This is a genomic window from Nocardia thailandica NBRC 100428, assembly GCF_000308795.1.
In the GTDB taxonomy this organism is placed as follows: Bacteria; Actinomycetota; Actinomycetes; order Mycobacteriales; family Mycobacteriaceae; genus Nocardia; species Nocardia thailandica.
This window is the reverse complement of sequence record NZ_BAGK01000024.1, coordinates 1-18017: the sequence shown is the minus strand read 5'-3', so window position 1 is coordinate 18017 and position 18017 is coordinate 1. Positions and strand designations below refer to the sequence as shown.

Annotated in this window: 21 protein-coding genes; 16 read left to right on the top strand and 5 right to left on the bottom strand. The window is 70.6% G+C overall.

Annotated elements, in window-relative coordinates; translation table 11 throughout:
- Nucleotides 1-71: 71 nt before the first annotated feature.
- The 8 genes from ON36_RS02480 to ON36_RS02445 all read left to right on the top strand — a co-directional run bounded on the left by ON36_RS02480 (nt 72) and on the right by ON36_RS02445 (nt 7746).
- Nucleotides 72-1100, top strand: a complete 1029-nt coding sequence (locus ON36_RS02480; RefSeq protein WP_043647295.1) for an acyl-CoA dehydrogenase family protein — start codon at nt 72-74, stop codon at nt 1098-1100.
- A gap of 10 nt (nt 1101-1110) precedes the next feature.
- The gene (locus tag ON36_RS02475; protein ID WP_043647292.1) at nt 1111-2163 is read left to right on the top strand and encodes an acyl-CoA dehydrogenase family protein; all 1053 of its coding nucleotides are present in this window, start codon (nt 1111-1113) and stop codon (nt 2161-2163) included.
- A 162-nt stretch (nt 2164-2325) separates the two neighbouring features.
- Nucleotides 2326-2778 (top strand): MarR family winged helix-turn-helix transcriptional regulator, encoded by a 453-nt coding sequence (locus tag ON36_RS02470; protein ID WP_052313577.1) that lies wholly within the window; start codon nt 2326-2328, stop codon nt 2776-2778.
- A gap of 17 nt (nt 2779-2795) precedes the next feature.
- On the top strand, nt 2796-4049 hold the full coding sequence (locus ON36_RS02465) for an MFS transporter (protein WP_043647290.1): 1254 nt from the start codon (nt 2796-2798) through the stop codon (nt 4047-4049).
- A gap of 266 nt (nt 4050-4315) precedes the next feature.
- Complete coding sequence (locus ON36_RS02460) at nt 4316-4765, top strand: nitroreductase family deazaflavin-dependent oxidoreductase (RefSeq protein ID WP_043647289.1); 450 nt, start codon at nt 4316-4318, stop codon at nt 4763-4765.
- A 67-nt stretch (nt 4766-4832) separates the two neighbouring features.
- Nucleotides 4833-5606 (top strand): DUF427 domain-containing protein, encoded by a 774-nt coding sequence (locus ON36_RS02455; RefSeq protein ID WP_373281759.1) that lies wholly within the window; start codon nt 4833-4835, stop codon nt 5604-5606.
- Nucleotides 5603-6226 carry a TetR/AcrR family transcriptional regulator gene (locus tag ON36_RS02450; protein WP_043647288.1) on the top strand — a complete coding sequence of 208 codons (624 nt, stop codon included), beginning with the start codon at nt 5603-5605 and terminating at the stop codon, nt 6224-6226. Before ON36_RS02455 ends, ON36_RS02450 begins: the two co-directional genes overlap by 4 nt.
- A gap of 182 nt (nt 6227-6408) precedes the next feature.
- Nucleotides 6409-7746, top strand: coding sequence for a lipase family protein (locus tag ON36_RS02445; protein WP_043647321.1), 1338 nt, complete (start codon nt 6409-6411; stop codon nt 7744-7746).
- Nucleotides 7747-7772: 26 nt separating this feature from the next.
- On the opposite strand, the gene ON36_RS02440 is transcribed toward ON36_RS02445, so the two are convergent.
- Nucleotides 7773-8105 carry a hypothetical protein gene (locus tag ON36_RS02440; RefSeq protein WP_043647286.1) on the bottom strand — a complete coding sequence of 111 codons (333 nt, stop codon included), beginning with the start codon at nt 8103-8105 and terminating at the stop codon, nt 7773-7775.
- Nucleotides 8105-9304, bottom strand: a complete 1200-nt coding sequence (locus ON36_RS02435; RefSeq protein WP_043647284.1) for a 3-ketosteroid-9-alpha-monooxygenase, oxygenase component — start codon at nt 9302-9304, stop codon at nt 8105-8107. The genes ON36_RS02440 and ON36_RS02435 overlap by 1 nt, the downstream gene beginning before the upstream one ends.
- Before the next feature lie 201 nt (nt 9305-9505).
- On the opposite strand from ON36_RS02435, the gene hsaA reads away from it, so the two are divergent.
- From hsaA to hsaB, 4 genes are read left to right on the top strand one after another with little or no spacing between them, the layout of a single operon-like run.
- Nucleotides 9506-10669 carry a 3-hydroxy-9,10-secoandrosta-1,3,5(10)-triene-9,17-dione monooxygenase oxygenase subunit gene (gene hsaA, locus ON36_RS02430; protein WP_043647283.1) on the top strand — a complete coding sequence of 388 codons (1164 nt, stop codon included), beginning with the start codon at nt 9506-9508 and terminating at the stop codon, nt 10667-10669.
- Between the two features lie 10 nt (nt 10670-10679).
- On the top strand, nt 10680-11558 hold the full coding sequence (gene hsaD / locus ON36_RS02425; protein ID WP_043647281.1) for a 4,5:9,10-diseco-3-hydroxy-5,9,17-trioxoandrosta-1(10),2-diene-4-oate hydrolase: 879 nt from the start codon (nt 10680-10682) through the stop codon (nt 11556-11558).
- 1 nt (nt 11559) lies between these two features.
- The gene (gene hsaC, locus ON36_RS02420; RefSeq protein WP_043647280.1) at nt 11560-12465 is read left to right on the top strand and encodes an iron-dependent extradiol dioxygenase HsaC; all 906 of its coding nucleotides are present in this window, start codon (nt 11560-11562) and stop codon (nt 12463-12465) included.
- A gap of 17 nt (nt 12466-12482) precedes the next feature.
- Nucleotides 12483-13061 (top strand): 3-hydroxy-9,10-secoandrosta-1,3,5(10)-triene-9,17-dione monooxygenase reductase subunit, encoded by a 579-nt coding sequence (hsaB, locus tag ON36_RS02415; protein ID WP_043647279.1) that lies wholly within the window; start codon nt 12483-12485, stop codon nt 13059-13061.
- Between the two features lie 3 nt (nt 13062-13064).
- On the opposite strand, the gene ON36_RS02410 is transcribed toward hsaB, so the two are convergent.
- A complete protein-coding gene (locus ON36_RS02410; RefSeq protein ID WP_043647278.1) occupies nt 13065-14273 on the bottom strand; it encodes a saccharopine dehydrogenase family protein in 1209 nt (402 codons plus the stop codon).
- A gap of 30 nt (nt 14274-14303) precedes the next feature.
- Between ON36_RS02410 and ON36_RS02405 the strand changes: the two genes are divergently transcribed.
- The 3 genes from ON36_RS02405 (at nt 14304) to ON36_RS02395 (ending at nt 15919) form a co-directional block, all read left to right on the top strand.
- Complete coding sequence (locus tag ON36_RS02405) at nt 14304-14900, top strand: TetR/AcrR family transcriptional regulator (protein ID WP_043647276.1); 597 nt, start codon at nt 14304-14306, stop codon at nt 14898-14900.
- A gap of 18 nt (nt 14901-14918) precedes the next feature.
- Complete coding sequence (locus ON36_RS02400) at nt 14919-15512, top strand: YdeI/OmpD-associated family protein (protein ID WP_245557841.1); 594 nt, start codon at nt 14919-14921, stop codon at nt 15510-15512.
- Nucleotides 15513-15688: 176 nt separating this feature from the next.
- Nucleotides 15689-15919 carry a DUF433 domain-containing protein gene (locus tag ON36_RS02395; protein WP_052313576.1) on the top strand — a complete coding sequence of 77 codons (231 nt, stop codon included), beginning with the start codon at nt 15689-15691 and terminating at the stop codon, nt 15917-15919.
- Here the strand turns inward: ON36_RS02395 and ON36_RS02390 are convergent.
- Nucleotides 15909-16745, bottom strand: coding sequence for a GNAT family N-acetyltransferase (locus ON36_RS02390; RefSeq protein ID WP_043647272.1), 837 nt, complete (start codon nt 16743-16745; stop codon nt 15909-15911). The genes ON36_RS02395 and ON36_RS02390 overlap by 11 nt on opposite strands.
- Nucleotides 16746-16863: 118 nt before the next feature.
- Nucleotides 16864-17190 (bottom strand): winged helix-turn-helix transcriptional regulator, encoded by a 327-nt coding sequence (locus ON36_RS02385; protein ID WP_043647270.1) that lies wholly within the window; start codon nt 17188-17190, stop codon nt 16864-16866.
- A gap of 53 nt (nt 17191-17243) precedes the next feature.
- On the opposite strand from ON36_RS02385, the gene ON36_RS02380 reads away from it, so the two are divergent.
- Nucleotides 17244-17996 (top strand): SDR family oxidoreductase, encoded by a 753-nt coding sequence (locus tag ON36_RS02380; RefSeq protein ID WP_052313575.1) that lies wholly within the window; start codon nt 17244-17246, stop codon nt 17994-17996.
- The last annotated feature ends 21 nt before the right edge of the window (nt 17997-18017 follow it).

Sequence of the window (18017 nt, the reverse complement as noted above, 5' to 3'; positions counted from 1 at the left end):
CCCTTCCCCGTCCAGCGGGACCTCGACAGCCGGACCCGGGCGCGCACCGCGCACGATTCAGGAGTACCGCGATGAAATTCGCTCTCAGCACCGAGCAGCTCGACTTCGGCAGTGAACTGCGCAAGCTGTTCGACACACCGGCCACCCCGGCCGCCATCCGGTCCTGGGGCGAGGGCGACACCACGCGCGGGCGCGCCCTGCTCCGGCAGGCCGCCGACGCGGGCGTCTTCGGGCTGGCCGTCGCCGAGGAGTACGACGGCGCCGACGCGACCCCGGTCGACCTGGTCGTCGCGCTGATCGAGCTGGGCCGGGCCGCGGTGCCGGGCCCGGTGATCGAGACCGCCGCCGCGCTGCCCGCCCTGCTGCAGCGCCTGCCCGACACCGAACCCGCGGCCCGGTGGCTGCCCGGCCTGGCGGGCGGAGTCACCCTCGGCACCATCGGCTTCACCGGGCCCGCGCGCGCGGATGCCGAGTCGGACACGGCCGCGGCGGCTTTCGCCGTCGACACCGGCACCGCCGACCTCGCTCTGCACGCCTCCGGTGACACCGTGAGCCTCGGCGTCGCCGGTCCTGCCGTCCGTTCGATCGACCCGGCCCGTGCCCTCTTCCCGGTCACCGCCGGGGAACTCGTCGCCACCGGCCCCGCGGTGGCGGAGGCCATCGCCGCCGGGTTCGACGCGGGCGTGCTCGGCGCGGCCGCCGTCCTGCTCGGCGCGGGCCGCGCGATCCTCGACCAGACCTGCGCCTACGCCAAGCAGCGCAAGCAGTTCGGCCGGGTGATCGGCGAATTCCAGGCCGTCAAGCAGCAACTGGCCGACGTGCTGATCGCCCTCGACCTGGCCGAGCCGCTGCTCTACCGGGCCGCGCTCACCCTCGACACCCCCGACCGGGCCCGCGACGTGTCCGCCGCCCTGGTGGCCTGCGGCGCCGCGGCGCACCGCGCGTCCCGCGCCGGCCTGCAGGTGCACGGCGCCATCGGCTACACCGCCGAATGCGACCTGTCGCTGTGGCTGACCCGGGTCGCCGCGCTGCGCACCGCTTGGGGCACCGCCGATTTCCACCGGGGCCGGATCGCGTCCGCGCTGCGCGCCGCGGGCTGAAAGGAACCAGATGTCAACGTCGGAACTGCTCGAATTCACCGCCTCGGTGCGCGCGCTGCTGACCAAGCACGCCCCGCCCGCCGCGTTGCGTCAGGCCATGGACGCCGATCCCGGCTACGACCAGCGGTTGTGGCGGTTGCTGTGCGAGCAGGTCGGGGTGGCGGCCCTGGCCGTCCCCGAGGAGTGGGGCGGCGCGGGCGCGAGCCTGGTGGAATCGCTGCTGGTGGTCGAGGAACTGGGCCGGACCCTGGCCGGGGTGCCCATGCTCGGCTCGGCCGTCCTCGGCGCGCAGGCGCTGCTGCTGTCCGGTGACGAGGACGCGTGCGCGCGGCTGCTGCCCGGGATCGCCGAGGGTTCACGCCTGGCCGCGGTGTGCTGGGCCGACGCGTCCGGCTGGGACCGCACCGGCGTCCGCGCGGACGACGGGTTGCTCAGCGGCACGGCACATTACGTGCTCCACGGCGCCGAGGCCGACCTGTTCCTTGTGCTCACCGACGACGGCCTGTACGAGGCCGTCGCCGACGGGGACACGGTTCCGGGCCTGACCGCGACGCCGACCCCGGCGCTCGATCCGACCCGTCGCCTGGCCACCGTCACCTTCGACGCGGTCCCGGCCCGCCGGATCGGCACGGGCGATCCGGCCGCGCTGCGGCGGCGGCTGCGCGAGATCGCCTGGACCGCGCTGTCGGCCGAGCAGGTGGGCGCCGCCCGGCACTGCCTAGAGGCGACGGTGGAATACACCGCGTCGCGCGTCCAGTTCGGGCGCCCGATCGGCAGCTTCCAGGCCCTCAAGCACCGCATGGCCGACATGTACGTGCTGGTGGAGTCGGCCGAGTCGACCGTCCAGGCCGCCGCGAGGGCGCTGGTCGAGGGCAGCGAGTCCGCCGCCGAGGAGGTGTGGGTGGCCCGCGTGCACTGCTCGGACGCCTTCAGCGCGGTCGCGGCGGAGACCATCCAGCTCCACGGCGGCATCGCCATCACCTGGGAGCACGACGCGCACCTGTACTTCAAGCGCGCCCACGCCACCGCCGAACTCTTCGGTCACGCCACCCGCCCCCGCTGACGCGCCCCGCGAAATCACCCAGCGGCGCCCCCTCCGGTCCACGGCCCGGGCGCCCTGGGTGATTTCGCGTTTCCGGGGGCGGCCGCATCCGGCCGGCGCCGTCCGATCGCGGTGACCCACATCATCCGCCATACATAATTAGCTTATGCAATAATAGGTGCTGTGCAAGACACCGTGGACACCTCAGCCGACGACATCGTGGTCGACCTCCTGGTCACCGCCGGTCGGCTCACCCGGCTCGCCGGCTCCATCAGCGACGATGACCTCCCCCGCGCGATCCTGCGGGCCATGGCCCTGCTCGACGAGCACGGCAGCCTGCGGGTCAGCGAGTTCGCCCGCATCGACCGCTGCTCCCAGCCCGCCGCGACCGCGCTGGTGAACCGCCTGGTGGACGAGGGCTTCGCCACCCGCAGCAAGGACCCCGAGGATTCGCGGGCGGTCCGCGTCGAGCTGACGGACGCGGGCCGCGACCGCCTGAACCAGGCCCGCCGCGCCTTCGGCACGGTCCTCGCCACGGGGCTCGCCGATTTCGACCACGACCGCCTGACCCGCCTCGCCACCGATATGAACGACCTGCTGACAGCCCTCCGCGCGGTTGCCCGCGGTCACCAGTGAGTGCACCTAGGAGCGCCATGAGCACACTGCAGACATCCGAACCCGGCACCGCCGCGCCGCCCGCCGCGACCGGCGGCGGGCAACCCAAGGCCGTCTGGGCGGTCGCCTTCGCCAGCGTCATCGCCTTCATGGGCATCGGCCTGGTCGACCCGATCCTCAAGCCGATCGGCGAGCAGCTGCACGCCTCGCCGTCGCAGGTGTCGCTGCTGTTCACCAGCTACATGCTGGTCACCGGCGTCGCCATGCTGGTCACCGGCGTGATCTCCAGCCGCTTCGGCGCCAAGAAGACGCTGCTGGCAGGCCTGGCCATCATCATCGTGTTCGCCGCGCTCGCCGGCATGTCCGACACCGTCGGGCAGATCGTCGGCTTCCGCGCGGGCTGGGGACTCGGCAACGCGCTGTTCATCGCGACCGCGCTGGCCACCATCGTCGGCGCGGCCACCGGCGGCGTCGCCCGGGCGATCATCCTCTACGAGGCGGCCCTCGGCATCGGCATCGCGACCGGCCCGCTGGTCGGCGGCCTGCTCGGCGGTATCAGCTGGCGCGGCCCGTTCTTCGGCGTCTCCGCGCTGATGGCCGTCGCGTTCATCGCCATCGTCGTGCTCCTGCCCGAGACCCCCAAGCCGGCGAAGCCGACCTCGATCACCGCCCCGTTCAAGGCGCTGCGGCACCGCGGCCTGCTGGTCGTCAGCATCACCGCCCTGCTCTACAACTTCGGCTTCTTCACCCTGCTGGCCTACACGCCGTTCCCGCTGGACATGGGCACCTACGCCATCGGCTTCATCTTCTGCGGCTGGGGCATCATGCTCGCCCTGTCCTCGGTGTTCCTCGCGCCCAAGCTGCAGGCGCGCTTCGGCACCCTGCCGATGATGGCGGCCTCGCTCGCCCTGTTCGCCGCCGACCTCGCGGTGATGGCCCTGTTCGCCGAGACCAAGGCCGTGTTGATCGTCGGCGTCGTCGTCGCGGGCCTGTTCCTCGGTGTCAACAACACCCTGATCACCGAGGCCGTGATGATCTCGGCGCCGGTGGAACGCTCGACCGCCTCGGCCGCCTACAGCTTCGTCCGCTTCGCGGGCGGCGCGGCCGCTCCCTGGCTGGCGGGCAAGCTCGGCGAGCACGCCGTGGCGCTCCCCTTCTGGCTCGGCGCCGCCTGCACCGCCGCCGCCGTCGCCGTCCTGCTGATCGGCCGCGGCGCCCTCGCCCACGTCGACGACCACGACCCGGCCCCCCACAGCATCGAGGAAGCCGAGGCCCTGACCGTAGGCGACTGACCCCGAACCCGCACCGCAACGGCGCGGTGCCCACCGAGGCGGAATCCACCGACACCGACGTCACCGGATTCCGCCCCGGTGTTCTCCGCCCCGGTTTCCGCCGAACACCACGGCGGGTTGCGGTCGACGTCCGGCGTGGAGCCGCGACCACCGCGCCGACGCCGGCATCCGCCACGCGGCCAACCGGTCAGGAATCGAGAAGCCGCCGGTCACGGGGGCGCGTTAGCGTCGGTGCCAGGACGTAGCCACCGAGCGGAGGAGTCGTGATGACCGAGCACAAGACCCGTGACACGAGCGCGCTGTCGCTGTGGTTCCAGCGCAAGATGAACGCGCGGGCCACCGCGAAGCTGCGGCGCAAGGGCAGCGGGAAGATTATGGGGATGGACGTGGCGATCCTGCACACCGTCGGCAAGCGCAGCGGGCAGCCGCGGCAGACCCCGGTGTCGTGGTGGCCCGACGAGGACGGCGCGCGGCTGGTGATCGCCTCGGGCGGCGGCAACCTCGACCCCGACTGGTACGTGAACCTGATGGCCAACCCCGAGCAGGCGAGCCTCGAACTGCCGGGCGCCGAGACGGTGGGCGTCGCGCCGCGGCGCCTGACCGGCGCCGACCGGGAACGGGCCTACGCGCGGATCACCGCCGCCCAGCCGCGGATCGCCAAGTACCAGAGCAAGTCCGATCGCGAATATCCCGTGGTCCGCCTGAGCCCGCGCTGACCCCGTGTGCGACTGGCGCAACGGACCGCCCGGCGCGGCGCGGGTCCGGTCGGTACCGTCGGCAGGTATGGGCGACCGCGGACGCGTACGAGTCGAGACCGGCCAGAAGCGGGTACGGGCGTATCTGGGTGGACGGCTGGTGGCCGACACCCTGAGACCCCTGCTCGTCTGGGAGATCCCCCACTACCCCACCTACTACGTCCCCCTGGCCGACATCCGCGCCGATCTGGAACCGAACGGCACCACCGAGCACTCCCCGAGCCGGGGTGACGCGGTCGGCTACGACGTGGTGCTCGACGGCGTCCGGGCCGACGGCGCCGCGCTGCGCTACCCGGACTCGCCGCTGGCGGAGCTGAAAGACGCCGTCCGCCTCGACTTCCCGGCCATGACCGAGTGGTTCGAGGAGGACGAGCCGATCTACGTGCACCCGCGTGACCCGTACTCGCGGGTGGACATCCTGGCGAGCTCGCGCACGGTCCGGGTGGAGATCGACGGCACGGTGGTCGCGGAGTCGAGTTCGCCGCGCATCCTGTTCGAGACGGGCCTGCCCGCGCGGTACTACCTGCCGCTGCCCGACGTGCGGACCGAGCTGTTCGCCCCGTCCGGCACCCACACCAGCTGCCCGTACAAGGGCACGGCCGACTACTGGCACGTCCGGATCGGCGATCAGGAGCACCGCGACCTCGTGTGGATCTACCGCACGCCGCTGCCGGAGAGCCAGAAGATCGCCGGGCTGGCCTGCTTCTACAACGAGAAGGTCGACACTACCTGGACGGGGTGCTCCAGGATCGCCCGCACACCCCGTTCGGCTGAGATCCGCCAGGCTACTGTGACCGGGTGACGGCAAGCGGTTCCTCCCGGGTGTACGACGGCCTACCCGTAGACGATCGCCGGGCGCAGCGCCGTGAACAGTTCCTGGCGGCCGGGTTGACGGTGTTCGGGGAGGGCGGCTACCGGGCCAGTTCCATCACCGGTGTGTGCAAGACCGCCGGGCTCGCGCGCGCGCAGTTCTACGAGCATTTCGGTAATCGTGAGGAGTTGCTGCTCGCGGTCTATGACCTGATCCAGGCCGAGGCAAGGAGAGCGGTCACCGACGCACTGACCGGGGCGGGCGGCGCCGAGGTGGCGGTGCGCGCGCGGCTGGCGATGCGCGCCTACGCCGAGTCCATCGGCCGGGATCCGCGGCGTGCGCGGGTGTCGTTCGTCGAGATCGTCGGGGTCAGCGACGCGGTCGAGCGGCACCGCGTCGAGCAGCGCGCGATCTGGGTGCGATTCTTCGCCGACGAACTGCGCCAGGCGCTCGGCCCGGACTTCGTCCCGGTGGGCGGCTACCCCGCGGCGGCGACCGGCTTCATCGGCGCGCTGATGGCGCTGGTGCACCAGTGGAGCCTGGGCGAGGCCGGCTTCGATCTGGACGATCTGGTTTCGGTCCTGACCCATTTCCTCGTCGGCCTGTTCTGATTCTGGCCGGTCGCGGCTGTGACCTGGCACTTTCCTTCCACTCATTGAGATCTGGGTCACCGGTGTGCGATAGTTCCGCAAATGTTAGACGCTGGTGTCTGACCTTGATGTGGACGGAGTGGTGCGTGGGCACCTCGAGGCTCTTCTCTCACGGCCTGGCGGCCCTGGCCGCCGCGACGGCGATGACGATGATGTGCGGAACGGCACCGGCGGAGGCGGCGCCCGCCGCGGGATCGGTACCGGTCCAGTCCGCCGCCGCGGTTCCGCTGCCCCCGGAATTGGATCCCGGCTTCTACCGGCCTGCCCCGGATCTGGTCGCGGCGAGGGAGCCGGGCGAACTCATCGCGGCGCGGCAGGTCAACGTGGCGACGCTGGGCCTGGTCCCGCTCAACGTGGACGCGTGGCAGCTGTCCTTCCGGTCGAACAACAGCCGCGACGAGCCCATCGCGGCGGTGGCGACGGTGCTCAAACCCCGCGGTTCCGCCCCGGACAAGGTGCTGGCACTACAGGGCGCCGAGGATTCCCTGGCAGGCTATTGCGCACCGTCCTACGCCCTGCAGCAATGGTCGGTGGCCGCGTTGGCAGGCCAGATCGTGGTGCCCGCGGAGTTCATCATCGCCCAGGGCGCCCTGGCCCAGGGCTGGGGCATGGTGATCCCCGATCACCAGGGCCCGGACGAGGCATTCGCGGCGGGCCCGCTCGCCGGCCGGATCACCCTGGACAGCATCCGGGCCGCACGGAACTTCGGGCAGATGCGGATCACCGCCGATGCCCGTATCGCGATGTTCGGCTACTCCGGCGGCGCGATCGCCACCGGCCACGCGGCCGAGCTGAAGCAGACCTACGCGCCCGAACTGAACATCGTCGGCGCGGCCGAAGGCGGTGTGCCTGCCGACCTGGGCGCCATCGTCGACGTCGGGAACAACCAGCTGTGGTCGGGCATGATCATGTCGGCGATCCTCGGCCTCGGCCGCGAGTACCCCGAGTTCGGCGACCTGCTCGATCGCGACCTCGATCCGCTCGGCCAGGGCCTGGCACAGGTCAAGAACAAGCTCTGCGTGCAGTACAACACCATGATCTTCCCCTTCCTGAATATGAAGGGCATGCTGCGCGTCCCCGGTGACCCCATGCAGCATCCGGTGGTGCGCGACGTGGTCGACAAGACCAGGATGGGCAAGTCCGTCCCGGACATGCCCATGTTCATCTGGCAGGCCAACCCGGACGAACTCATCCCGGTCGGCCCGGTGAACACGCTGGTCGACACGTACTGCCAGTCACCCGATGCGCAGGTGCGCTACACCCGCGAGCACCTCGGCGAGCACATCACCACGCAGCTGTCGGGCGTGGCGACGGCGATGCTGTGGGTACGCGACCGGCTCGACGGCGTCCCCGCCGAAGCGGGTTGCAGCACCAGGGACGACAGGCTGATGGCACTCGACCCCGAGGGCCTCGGCCTGCTGGCCTCCACCTTCGGTGAGGTGTTCGCCGGCCTGCTGGGCAAGCAACTCGGCGCGAGGTAGGTCCCCTCGCATACGGTGCGGGAGGGTCACTCCGGCACGTCGATGACGCCTTCCTCGACCGCCCACGCGATGGTCTTGGCCAGCTGCGGGCAGGTGTCGGGCCTGCCCGGCCGCGGCGCGGCGCTGTTGCGCTCGGCGAAGTAGGAGCAGCGCGTCTCGGGGCGTTCGGTCCACTGGACCGAGGTCTGCTGGGCGCTCGACTTGCGCACCAGCACCGCCGCCTGGCAGGTCTGGCACCGCAGCGGTGCCAGACCCTCGTCCAGGTAGTGCTCACGATCGACGGCGGTCTGGGCCCGCACCTGCGCCTGCCGCGCGGGCTGATCGGCGAAATCCGGCGCCTTGGCCCAGCTCGCCGTCATCAGACGCCCGCCTCGGCTTCCTGAGCCGCCGCGGCCTCTTCCGCCTCGCGCTTGCGCCGCAGGTTCTCGGCGACCTCGGCCTCCCAGGCCTCGTTGGCCTTGTCGGTGTCGACCTCGAACTCGAAGCGCTGGGTCATCTTCTCGGTGACGTCGGCGGCGTCGACGTAGAACTGCTCGTACCAGCGGCGCAGCTGGTAGACCGGGCCGTCCTCCTCGCACAGCAGCGGGTTCTCGACCTTGGACTTGTGCTTCCAGATCTCCACGTCCTGGAGGAAGCCGTCGCCGAAGAAGTCGGTCATCGTCTGCGCGAGCCGGGTGGCGGTCTCGTCGTCGATGCCCTTGGGCTTCTCCACCGTCAGGCCGTACTGCAGCACGAACGAGTCCTGCGAGATCGGGTAGTGGCAGTTGATCAGCACGACCTTGATCTCGTAGCCGCCGTAGATGTTGGTCAGCGGATTGATCATGTAGGACGGGCCGAAGTAGGACGCCTCCGACTTCAGCAGCGTCTCGCCGCCGTACTTGGCCGCCATCCCGACATCCGGGCGGCCCTTGGTCTCGAGGAACTGGGTCGCCACGTGGCCTTCGAAGACGTTCTTGAAGTACGTCGGGAAGGCGTAGTGGATGTAGAAGAAGTGGGCCATGTCGACCACGTTGTCGATGATCTCGCGGCAGTTGGAGCCCTCGATCACCATCGTGTTCCAGGTCCAGTCGGTCCAGCCGCTGTCGTGGGTCTCGCTCGGCGCGCCGTCGGCGGTCGTGTACGGACCCTCGATGTGCGGGATCGTCACCTCGGGCGCGGGCGGGTTGCCCTCGTGGTCGTGCCAGATGAACAGCTGACCGTTGCGTTCCAGGGTGGTCCACTTGCGGGTCCGCGCCAGCGGCGGCACCCGGCGGGCGTAGGGAATCGACGTGCACTTGCCGCTGGCGCCCCAGCGCCAGTCGTGGAACGGGCAGGCGATGTCGTCGCCCTTGACCGTGCCCATGCTCAGGTCGCCGCCCATGTGCCTGCAGTACGCGTCGAGGACGCGCAGCTCGTCGTTGCTGTCGGCCCAGACCACCAGCTTGGTGCCGAAGATCTCGATCGCGTGCGGCTTGCCGTCGCGATATGTCGAGGCCAGACCGACGCAGTGCCAGCCGCGCGCATACCGGGTCGGCGCGGTGCCGACGTCGAGTTCCCTGACCTTGGGGTTGACTGCCATCCCGAACCCTCCTTCGTTACTAGAACACGTTACAAAACACGGTCACTTCACGCCAGTCATCCCGCAAAGTACGTCCCAAGCTGCTGTTCAATTCCATGGTTGCGGGGGATACTCGACACAGAATGAGAACCTGTTCTAATCTCAACATCGAACGAGAACACGTTGTCGATCTTCCGTAAAGAACCAGGAGCTGGCCCCGAGATGACACAAGAAGTGACCGAACGGGTCGAGGCACTGCTGCCGGCACTGCGTGAACGCGCGCAGGAAGCCGAGGATCTGCGCCGCATCCCCGACGCCTCGATGAAGGCCCTGCAGGAAACCGGCTTCTTCAAGCTGCTGCAGCCGAAGCAGTGGGGTGGCTACGCCGCCGACCCGGTGGTCTTCTACGACACCGTCCGCCGGATCGCGAGCGCGTGCGGGTCGACCGGCTGGGTGGCCGGCATCATCGGCGTGCACAACTGGCACCTGGCGCTGTTCGACCAGCAGGCCCAGGAAGAGGTCTGGGGCGAGGACACCGACGTCCGCATCTCCTCCTCCTACGCCCCGATGGGCGCGGGCACCGTCGTCGACGGCGGCTACATCGTGCGCGGCGCGTGGGCCTGGTCCTCGGGTTCGGACCACGCCACCTGGGCGGTGCTGGGCGGCCCGGTGATCAAGAACGGCAAGCCCGTCGACTTCGGCAGCTTCCTGATCCCGCGCAGCGAGTACCGCATCGACGACGTCTGGAACGTGGTCGGCCTGCGCGGCACCGGCTCCAACACCGTGGTCGTCGAGGACGTCTTCGTCCCCGCGCACCGCTTCCTGAGCTTCCGCGCCATGAGCGAGGGCCGCGCGCCCGGCATGGAGCAGAACACCGACCCGGTCTACAAGATGCCGTGGGGCACCATCCATCCGACCACCATCTCCGCCCCGATCGTCGGCATGGGCTACGGCGCCTACGAGGCCCACGTCGAGCACCAGGGCAAGCGTGTGCGCGCCGCCTACGCCGGGGAGAACGCCAAGGACGACCCGTTCGCCAAGGTGCGGGTCGCCGAGGCCGCCAGCGACATCGACGCCGCCTGGCGTCAGCTCTCGGGCAATGTCGCCGAGGAGTACGCGCTGCTGGTCGCGGGCCAGGAGGTCCCCTTCGACCTGCGGGTGCGGGCGCGCCGCGACCAGGTCCGCGCGACCGGCCGCGTGATCGCCTCGATCGACAAGCTCTTCGAGTCCTCGGGCGCCACCGCCCTGGCCAACGGCACCCCGCTGCAGCGCTTCTGGCGCGACGCGCACGCCGGCCGGGTGCACGCGGCCAACGATCCCGAGCGCGCCTACGTCATGTACGGCACGCACGAGTTCGGGCTGCCCGTCAGCGACGCGATGGTCTAGAGGGATCCCGATGACACAGACCGCCGAACTGACCTACGAATCGACCTCACGGTTCGCCCAGGTCCGCCCCGACCTGAAGCTGCACTACCACGAGGCGGGCGTCGGCAACGGCCCCACCATCGTGCTGCTGCACGGCGGCGGGCCGGGCGCCTCGTCCTGGTCGAACTTCGCCCGCAACATCCCCGTGCTGGCCGAGCGTTTCCACGTACTCGCCGTCGACCAGCCCGGTTTCGGCCGCTCCGACAAGCCGGTCGACCATCCGCAGTACTTCGTGCACAGCTCCTCGGCGCTCGACGCGCTGCTCGACCACCTCGAGATCGAGGGCCGGGTCCACCTGCTCGGCAACTCGCTCGGCGGCGGCGCGGCGGTGCGGTTCGCGCTCGACTACCCCGGGCGGGCGGGCAAACTCGTCCTCATGGGCCCGGGCGGGCTGAGCACCAACCTGTTCGCGCCCGACCCCACCGAGGGCGTGAAGCTGCTCGCCCGCTTCAACGGCGAGCCGACCCGCGCCAACCTCGAGGCGTTCCTGCGCATCATGGTCTTCGATCAGTCGCTGATCACCGAGGAGCTCGTCGAGGAGCGCTTCGCCTCGGCGAGCACACCCGAGGCCCTGGCCGCCACGCGGGCGATGGGCAAGTCCTTCGCCGGCGCCGATTTCGAGAAGGGCATGCTCTGGCGTGACGCCTACAAGCTGCGCCAGCCGACCCTGCTGATCTGGGGCCGCGAGGACCGGGTCAACCCGCTCGACGGCGCGCTCGTCGCCACGAAGGTCATCCCGCGCGTGCAGCTGCACGTGTTCGGCGGCTGCGGGCACTGGGCGCAGCTGGAGAAGTTCGACGAGTTCAACCGGCTGGCCACCGACTTCCTGCTCGGGCTACAGGAGAAGTGAGATGAGCATCAAGGCACTCGGCTACATGCGCATCGAGGCCACCGACATGGCGGCCTGGCGCGAATACGGCCTCAAGGTGCTCGGCATGATGGAGGGCGACGGGCTGAACCCCGACGCGCTCTACCTGCGCATGGACGAATTCGCGGCCCGGCTGGTGATCGTCCCCGGCGAGCGGGACCGGCTGCTGGTCTCGGGCTGGGAGGTCACCGACGCCCGCGGCCTGCAGCAGCTGCGCGAGACCCTGGACAAGGCCGGGGTCGACTTCACCGAGGGCACCAAGGAGGAGCTCGGCGAGCGCCGGGTCGAGGGCATGATCCGGTTCCAGGATCCGGCCGGGAACACCCTCGAGGCGTTCTACGGCGCGCAGTACCTCGGCCGCCGCTTCGTCAGCCCCTACGGCCACAAGTTCGTCACCGCCGAGCAGGGGCTGGGCCACGTGGTCCTGACCTGCACCGACGACGCGGCCGCGCAGGCGTTCTACCAGGATGTGCTCGGCTTCCGGCTGCGCGACTCCATGCGGCTGCCGCCCCAGCTGGTCGGCCGTCCCGCCGACGGCGACCCGGCCTGGCTGCGGTTCTACGGCTGCAACCCGCGCCACCACGCGCTGGCGTTCCTGCCGCTGCCGAATCCGACCGGCATCGTGCACCTCATGGTCGAGGTGGAGAACTCCGACGACGTCGGCCTCTGCCTGGACCGCGCGTTGCGCAAGAAGGTGAAGATGTCGGCCACCCTCGGCCGCCACATCAACGACAAGATGCTGTCGTTCTACATGAAGACGCCCGGCGGATTCGACATCGAATTCGGCTGTGAGGGACTCGAAGTCGACGACCACGACTGGATCGCCCGCGAATCGACCGCGGTCAGCCTGTGGGGTCACGACTTCTCCGTCGGATTCAAGCAGCAGTAGGAACGGGGGCGAAGGACATGACCGAACAGACACCGGCGATCGACGGCCGGAAATTCCGTAATGTGCTGGGGCAGTTCTGCACCGGCATCACCGTGATCACCACGCTCGACCCCGACGGCAACCCGGTCGGGTTCGCCTGTCAGTCCTTCGCCGCCCTGTCCCTCGATCCGCCGCTCGTGCTGTTCTGCCCGACCAAGGGCTCACGGTCCTGGGCGGCCATCGAGGCCAACGGCCGCTTCTGCGTCAACGTGCTCGCCGAGGAGCAGCAGCCGGTGTGCGCCCGCTTCGGCTCGCGCGAACCCGACAAGTTCGCCGGGGTGGAGTGGGCGGCGACGGGCCTGGGCGTCCCCGCGCTGGCGGCCTCGCTGGCGACCATCGACTGCACCGTCGACTCGGTGGTCGACGGCGGCGACCACTACATCGTCATCGGGCGGGTGCACGCCCTGACCGAGTCGTCGGAGACCACCAACGGCCGCCCGCTGCTGTTCTATCGCGGCCAGTACACCGGCATCGAGCCGGACAAGACCACCCCGGCGCCCTGGCGCGCCGATCTCGACCACTTCCTCACCACGACCAGCCTCGACACCTGGCTGTAGCGCTCAGCGCACCGTCAGCAGGGCGGTGAGCAGGGTCGAGGAGAGCGCGGCGTCGTTCTCCCCCGGCGTGTTCCAGCTCGTGGTGGTGACGGTCATCGCGCCGGGACCGGGCGTGCCGAGGCAGTGCGGTGCCAGGGCCGCGAAGAAGCGGCCGGGGTCGAGCAGGGTCTCCGGTGTGTGCACGCCCGGCACGCGCAGGTCGGGCAGGAGCAGCGCCGCCACCGCCAGCGGGACGCCGGTGTTCTCGGCCATGGTCAGCCCGGGGACCTGACACAACGCCGTCGCGGCGGTCGCGCGGCGCCCCGCGCGCGGGCCGGTGGCGATCGCGAACAGCGGGGGCAGGCCGGCCGAGGTCAGCTGGCGCAGCGTGTCGGCGGGTTGCAGCCGTTCGATCAGGCTCGCCACGCGCGCGGCACCGTCCAGGCTCAGCAGGCCGCGATCGATGCTCCAGCGCAGGGTCATCAGCGCGGCCATCGTCGCGCGATCGCCGATCACCACGCAGGTCGCCTCCCGCAGGCCGGGGAACGCCCGCGGCAGCGTGACCGGCTCCGGGTGACCGAAACTGCGGCCCAGCGCCGTGCCGAGCCCCGGATAGTCGAGCGGAATCGGTTCCAGCGCGGGATGATCCACCAGCAGCCCGGCGCGGGTGACCGGGATGACCCCGCTGATCTGTTCCATGCCGTGCACGACCGCGGCGCTGGGCTGCGCGCCGCCGCGTTGCGGCTGGGCGTCGTGGATGTTCCAGCCGGTCACCACCGTCTCGACCCGCTCGAGCTCGGCGCCCGCGAGCACGGCGAGCAGGTTGGCGATGCCGGGACTTGCCCCCATGCCCAGCAGCGCCGTGACCCCTGCGGCCCGCGCCCGCGCGTCGAGGGCGAGCATGTCCAGGGTGGGCTGTGGATCGTCGCAGATGTCGATGTAGTCGGTCCGGCCCTCGATGGCGGCGGCGAGCACGGGCGGGCCGAAGCGGAAGAACGGGCCGACGGTGTTGACCACCAGGTCCCCCTCGCGGAAGGCCGCGACGAGCGCGCGCCGATCGGTGGCGTCGAGCGTCCTGGCCGTCGCCTTCGCGCCGAGCCCGCCCGCCACCTCGGCCGCCGCGGCGCCGTCCCGGTCGGCGACGGTCAGGGCGGTGACCCGGTCGTCGTCGTGCAGGACCCGCGCGGCGGCGCGACCCATCTCGCCCGCTCCCCCCAGTGCGATGACTCGCATGACCGACCCCTTCCGAATATATTGACTGTCATGACAGTAAATAAAGTCGGCCGACCGAGCAAGGCCACCGAGCGGATCGGGCAGATCCTGCGGGCCGCGCGATCGGTGGTCGCCGCCGACGGTTTCGCCGGCACCACGCTGTCGCGGGTCGCCTCTGCGGCCGGGGTGCAGCGCACGCTCGTGCTGCACTATTTCGGCAGCCGGGAGGGGCTGATGCAGGCGTTCGTGACCGAGGCGGTCGCCGAGTACGGTGACGCGCTGGTGTCCCTCGGCGCGGAGGGCACGGTCGAGGAACGGGTCACCCGGATGTTCACCCCCGGCGTCTACGAGAGCCGCGACGACCTGGTGGTCTGGAGCGAGCTGGCCGCCGTGGCCGCCCGCGAGCCGCTGGTCCGCGACCGCCTGCGCGAACTGTGGACCCGTCGCTGGCTGCCCGGGATCGAACAGCGGCTCGCCGCCGACTTCCCCGCCGCCGCCCCCGAGCGGATCGCCGCCACCGCCTACGCCGTCGCGTGCCTCTTCGAGGCCCACTGGGCCTTCCAGCTGCAAGGCGTCGACGATCCCGTCCGCGCGGAACAGGCCCGCGCCGCGGTCCTCGCGCTGCTCGAAGGGCTCCGCGAATCCTGAGCTCAAAGTGCTCTCTGGATGAGCACTTTGCCTGTGACGATGGAGCGCATGGACATCGAATTCCTGATCTGTGCCGACGCGGGTGAGTGGGAGCAATGGCTGGCCGCCCACCATGCCGAGGCCACCGAGATCTGGGTGCGCATCGCCAAGAAGGGCGCGCCGGAGCGCTCGGTCACCATCACCGAAACCCTCGACGGCGCCCTGTGTTTCGGCTGGATCGACTCGCACCGCCGCCGCCTCGACGAGCACCACTACCTGCAGCGGTACTCCCCGCGCCGCCCCGGCAGCCCCTGGTCCCAGGTCAACGTGGCGAAGGCCGAGGCGCTCATCGCCGCGGGCCGGATGCGCGAGCCCGGCTTCGCGGCCGTCGCCGCGGCACAGGCGGACGGCCGCTGGGCCGCGGCCTACGAACGCCAGCGCACCGCCCGCACCCCCGCCGAACTCGCCGACGCGCTGGCCGCCGAGCCCGATCTCCGCCGGACCTACGACGGCCTCGCCCGCTCCGCCCGCTACGGCCTCTATCTCCCGATCCTGAAAGCCCGCACCCCGGCCGAGCGCGCGATTCGCGTACGGCAGGCGACCGAGACCCTCCGTGCCGCCCGCACGTCATAGCGCGGCGCCACCAATTCCCATACTCCCAGGACCGGGACGGCGGCGAGGAATTCGGCCGACTCCGAGGGGCTCGAAAGCATGCGCGAGATTGTGGCCGTCCGACCGGCGGAACACGAGAACGACACAGAGTCGTCAAGATCCCTGGAATACGGTATCGGTCCAGGTAGCGTGCATTCATGTCCCACCAGCACCGGTTTTCCCGGCATCCGGGGCGCTGCCTCGGTAGCACGGTGGTGCGCGGGATCAGGTACCGGATAGAGATGCTGATCGGGCTGTTGTCGAACGGGACCGCGGTCGAGGATCTTTTCACGCGAATACCCGGCCTGGAATTCGACGAATTGCTCGCCGCGCTCGAATACGCGGCGCTGCGCAGCGTCCCCGATACCGAATCCGGCCCTACTCCTTGATCAGGATCGCGCGCGTGTAGAGCAGTGCGAAACCGCGGCCCTGGGAATTGCGCTGGGAGGTGGAACCCGGTTCGGTGGTCACCACCGCCAGGTCGCATCCGTCCGCCGTCGCCTCGGTGAGCCGCGCCGACAGCAGCGCCGTCTGCACACCGTTGCCGCGATGGGCGGGCAGCGTCGCCGCCCCCGACAGGGCCGCGATGCCCGAAGCGACACGCATGCTGCCCGCGCCCGCGGCCGTGCCGTCGCGGTAGGCGAGGTAGCGGCGGGCGCCCTCGGCGCCGGCCAGGTCCCGCATGACCTCGGCGAGGATCTCGCGCGGGAACTCCTCGTGCGCGGGACCTTCGTCCTCCGGGTGCGCGAACCCGTCGACCACCACGTCCAGCCATCGCTCGAACCCGTCGGCCTCGTCGCGCCGGATCTCGAGGTGCGCGGGCACCTCCCAGGTCCGGGCGCCGAGCCGCATGCCGAGCACGTTCTCGAAGGAAGTGAGCCGATAGCCCCGTCCGGTGAGTTCCCGTCCGATCCGGCCGTCCGCCAGAGTCGCCAGCTCCACCTGCACCGGCGCCCCGACCGCCGCGTACGCCGCCTCGACCCGCTCCCAGTCCGCGGCCGACGGCAGCTCCCCGAACCCGACCCCCACCACCTTGTTCAGCGGCGAACCCGCCCCACCGAAACACGCCGCTCCCCCACCGAACCGCTGAACGAATCCCCCGCTCCCCCGCCGCAGTCCCGACTCGACCCCACCCACGATCGCCGCGGTCTCCGCCGCCTCCACCCGAGCCGCCAGCCCGGCATCACAGAACAGCACCGCTGATTCGTCACCCATGCACCCGTTATATCCCCCGTGTCCAGCGGATTTCACGCACCCGCCGCTCCCGGCGCGACCGCGCTTCCGCCGTCCACGGCGGCACCGGCTCGCCACCGACACCGGCGCCCGCCGATGCTCAGCCGTCGGCTGCGCCGAGCCCGGAAGACCAGTCCCAGAGAGGTTGCAGGGCCGCAGCCAAGCCGTGACCGGGCGAGGTCAGTTCGTAGGAACCCCGAGGGCCGTGCTTGGTGACGATGCCCGCCGTCTGGAGCTGCTGGAGGCGGTCGGAGAGCATGCTCGACGAGCAGTTGCCCATCTGGCGACGCAGCTGGAGGAAGCCGAGCGGGCCGGGGATGAGTTCCCAGATGATGCGCAGCATCCAGCGTTGACCGAAGAGGTCGAGGGCCGTGGGTGGGACGCGGACCGGGTCGGCGTCACCGGATGCGTCAGTTGCGCTTCTCATTCAGAAGCACGATAGTTGGTTCTGAATCAGAAGCATCGTGACGGAGGTGGGGCGTGGGCGAGGCTGTCGACGGACGGCGGGTCGTGCTGGTGACCGGGAGTTCGCGGGGCATCGGTGCGGAGACGGCGCGGCGAATCGCCCGCACGGGGGCGCACGTGCTGGTGAACTACCGGGAGAAGCGCAAGCGAGCCGAAGGGGTGGTCGGCGAGATCGTCGCGGCCGGTGGGAGCGCCGCGGCGGTGGGTGCCGATCTGTCCGATACGGAGGCGGTGGATGCGCTCGGCACGCGGATCGCGGAGGACTACGGGCGCTTGGACGGCTTGGTGCTCAACGCTTCCGGCGGACTCGAACGCGGCGCGGATCCGGGGTACGCGCTCCGAATCAATCGAGACGCGCAGGTAGCGGTGGTGACGAAGCTGCTGCCGCTGATTCCCGCCGGCGGGCGCATCGTGTTCGTCACGAGCCACCAGGCGCATTTCTTCCCCAGCGATCCCCAGGTGCCCCCGGGTTACGAGCCGATCGCCGCGAGCAAACGCGCGGGCGAGGACGCGCTGCGTGGGATGGAGGACCGATTCCGGTCGCGGGGAATCGGTTTCGTGGTCGTCTCCGGCGACATGATCGACGGGACGATCATCGTGCGCCTACTGGAACGGCGTGACCCGAGCAGTGTCGGGTCACGCCGCGCGGCCGGGCCGCTGCCGACCGTCGAGGAATTCGCGGCCGCGGTGGCGGCGGCGTACTCCGGGCCGGTGGCAAACGGGCGGACCGTATACGTCGGTGGGCGGGACTACCTCACGCCGAGGTGACGGCCGCCGTTTTTTCGCGTT

What these genes read in the sequence shown, in the direction of transcription:
- ON36_RS02480 (WP_043647295.1), top strand. Translation starts at nt 72, where the DNA reads ATGAAATTCGCTCTCAGCACCGAGCAGCTCGACTTCGGCAGTGAACTG.
- ON36_RS02475 (WP_043647292.1), top strand. Translation starts at nt 1,111, where the DNA reads ATGTCAACGTCGGAACTGCTCGAATTCACCGCCTCGGTGCGCGCGCTG.
- ON36_RS02465 (WP_043647290.1), top strand. Translation starts at nt 2,796, where the DNA reads ATGAGCACACTGCAGACATCCGAACCCGGCACCGCCGCGCCGCCCGCC.
- ON36_RS02460 (WP_043647289.1), top strand. Translation starts at nt 4,316, where the DNA reads ATGACCGAGCACAAGACCCGTGACACGAGCGCGCTGTCGCTGTGGTTC.
- ON36_RS02455 (WP_373281759.1), top strand. Translation starts at nt 4,833, where the DNA reads ATGGGCGACCGCGGACGCGTACGAGTCGAGACCGGCCAGAAGCGGGTA.
- ON36_RS02445 (WP_043647321.1), top strand. Translation starts at nt 6,409, where the DNA reads ATGACGATGATGTGCGGAACGGCACCGGCGGAGGCGGCGCCCGCCGCG.
- ON36_RS02440 (WP_043647286.1), bottom strand. Translation starts at nt 8,105, where the DNA reads ATGACGGCGAGCTGGGCCAAGGCGCCGGATTTCGCCGATCAGCCCGCG.
- ON36_RS02435 (WP_043647284.1), bottom strand. Translation starts at nt 9,304, where the DNA reads ATGGCAGTCAACCCCAAGGTCAGGGAACTCGACGTCGGCACCGCGCCG.
- hsaA (WP_043647283.1), top strand. Translation starts at nt 9,506, where the DNA reads ATGACACAAGAAGTGACCGAACGGGTCGAGGCACTGCTGCCGGCACTG.
- hsaD (WP_043647281.1), top strand. Translation starts at nt 10,680, where the DNA reads ATGACACAGACCGCCGAACTGACCTACGAATCGACCTCACGGTTCGCC.
- hsaC (WP_043647280.1), top strand. Translation starts at nt 11,560, where the DNA reads ATGAGCATCAAGGCACTCGGCTACATGCGCATCGAGGCCACCGACATG.
- hsaB (WP_043647279.1), top strand. Translation starts at nt 12,483, where the DNA reads ATGACCGAACAGACACCGGCGATCGACGGCCGGAAATTCCGTAATGTG.
- ON36_RS02410 (WP_043647278.1), bottom strand. Translation starts at nt 14,273, where the DNA reads ATGCGAGTCATCGCACTGGGGGGAGCGGGCGAGATGGGTCGCGCCGCC.
- ON36_RS02405 (WP_043647276.1), top strand. Translation starts at nt 14,304, where the DNA reads ATGACAGTAAATAAAGTCGGCCGACCGAGCAAGGCCACCGAGCGGATC.
- ON36_RS02400 (WP_245557841.1), top strand. Translation starts at nt 14,919, where the DNA reads ATGAGCACTTTGCCTGTGACGATGGAGCGCATGGACATCGAATTCCTG.
- ON36_RS02395 (WP_052313576.1), top strand. Translation starts at nt 15,689, where the DNA reads ATGTCCCACCAGCACCGGTTTTCCCGGCATCCGGGGCGCTGCCTCGGT.
- ON36_RS02390 (WP_043647272.1), bottom strand. Translation starts at nt 16,745, where the DNA reads ATGGGTGACGAATCAGCGGTGCTGTTCTGTGATGCCGGGCTGGCGGCT.
- ON36_RS02385 (WP_043647270.1), bottom strand. Translation starts at nt 17,190, where the DNA reads ATGAGAAGCGCAACTGACGCATCCGGTGACGCCGACCCGGTCCGCGTC.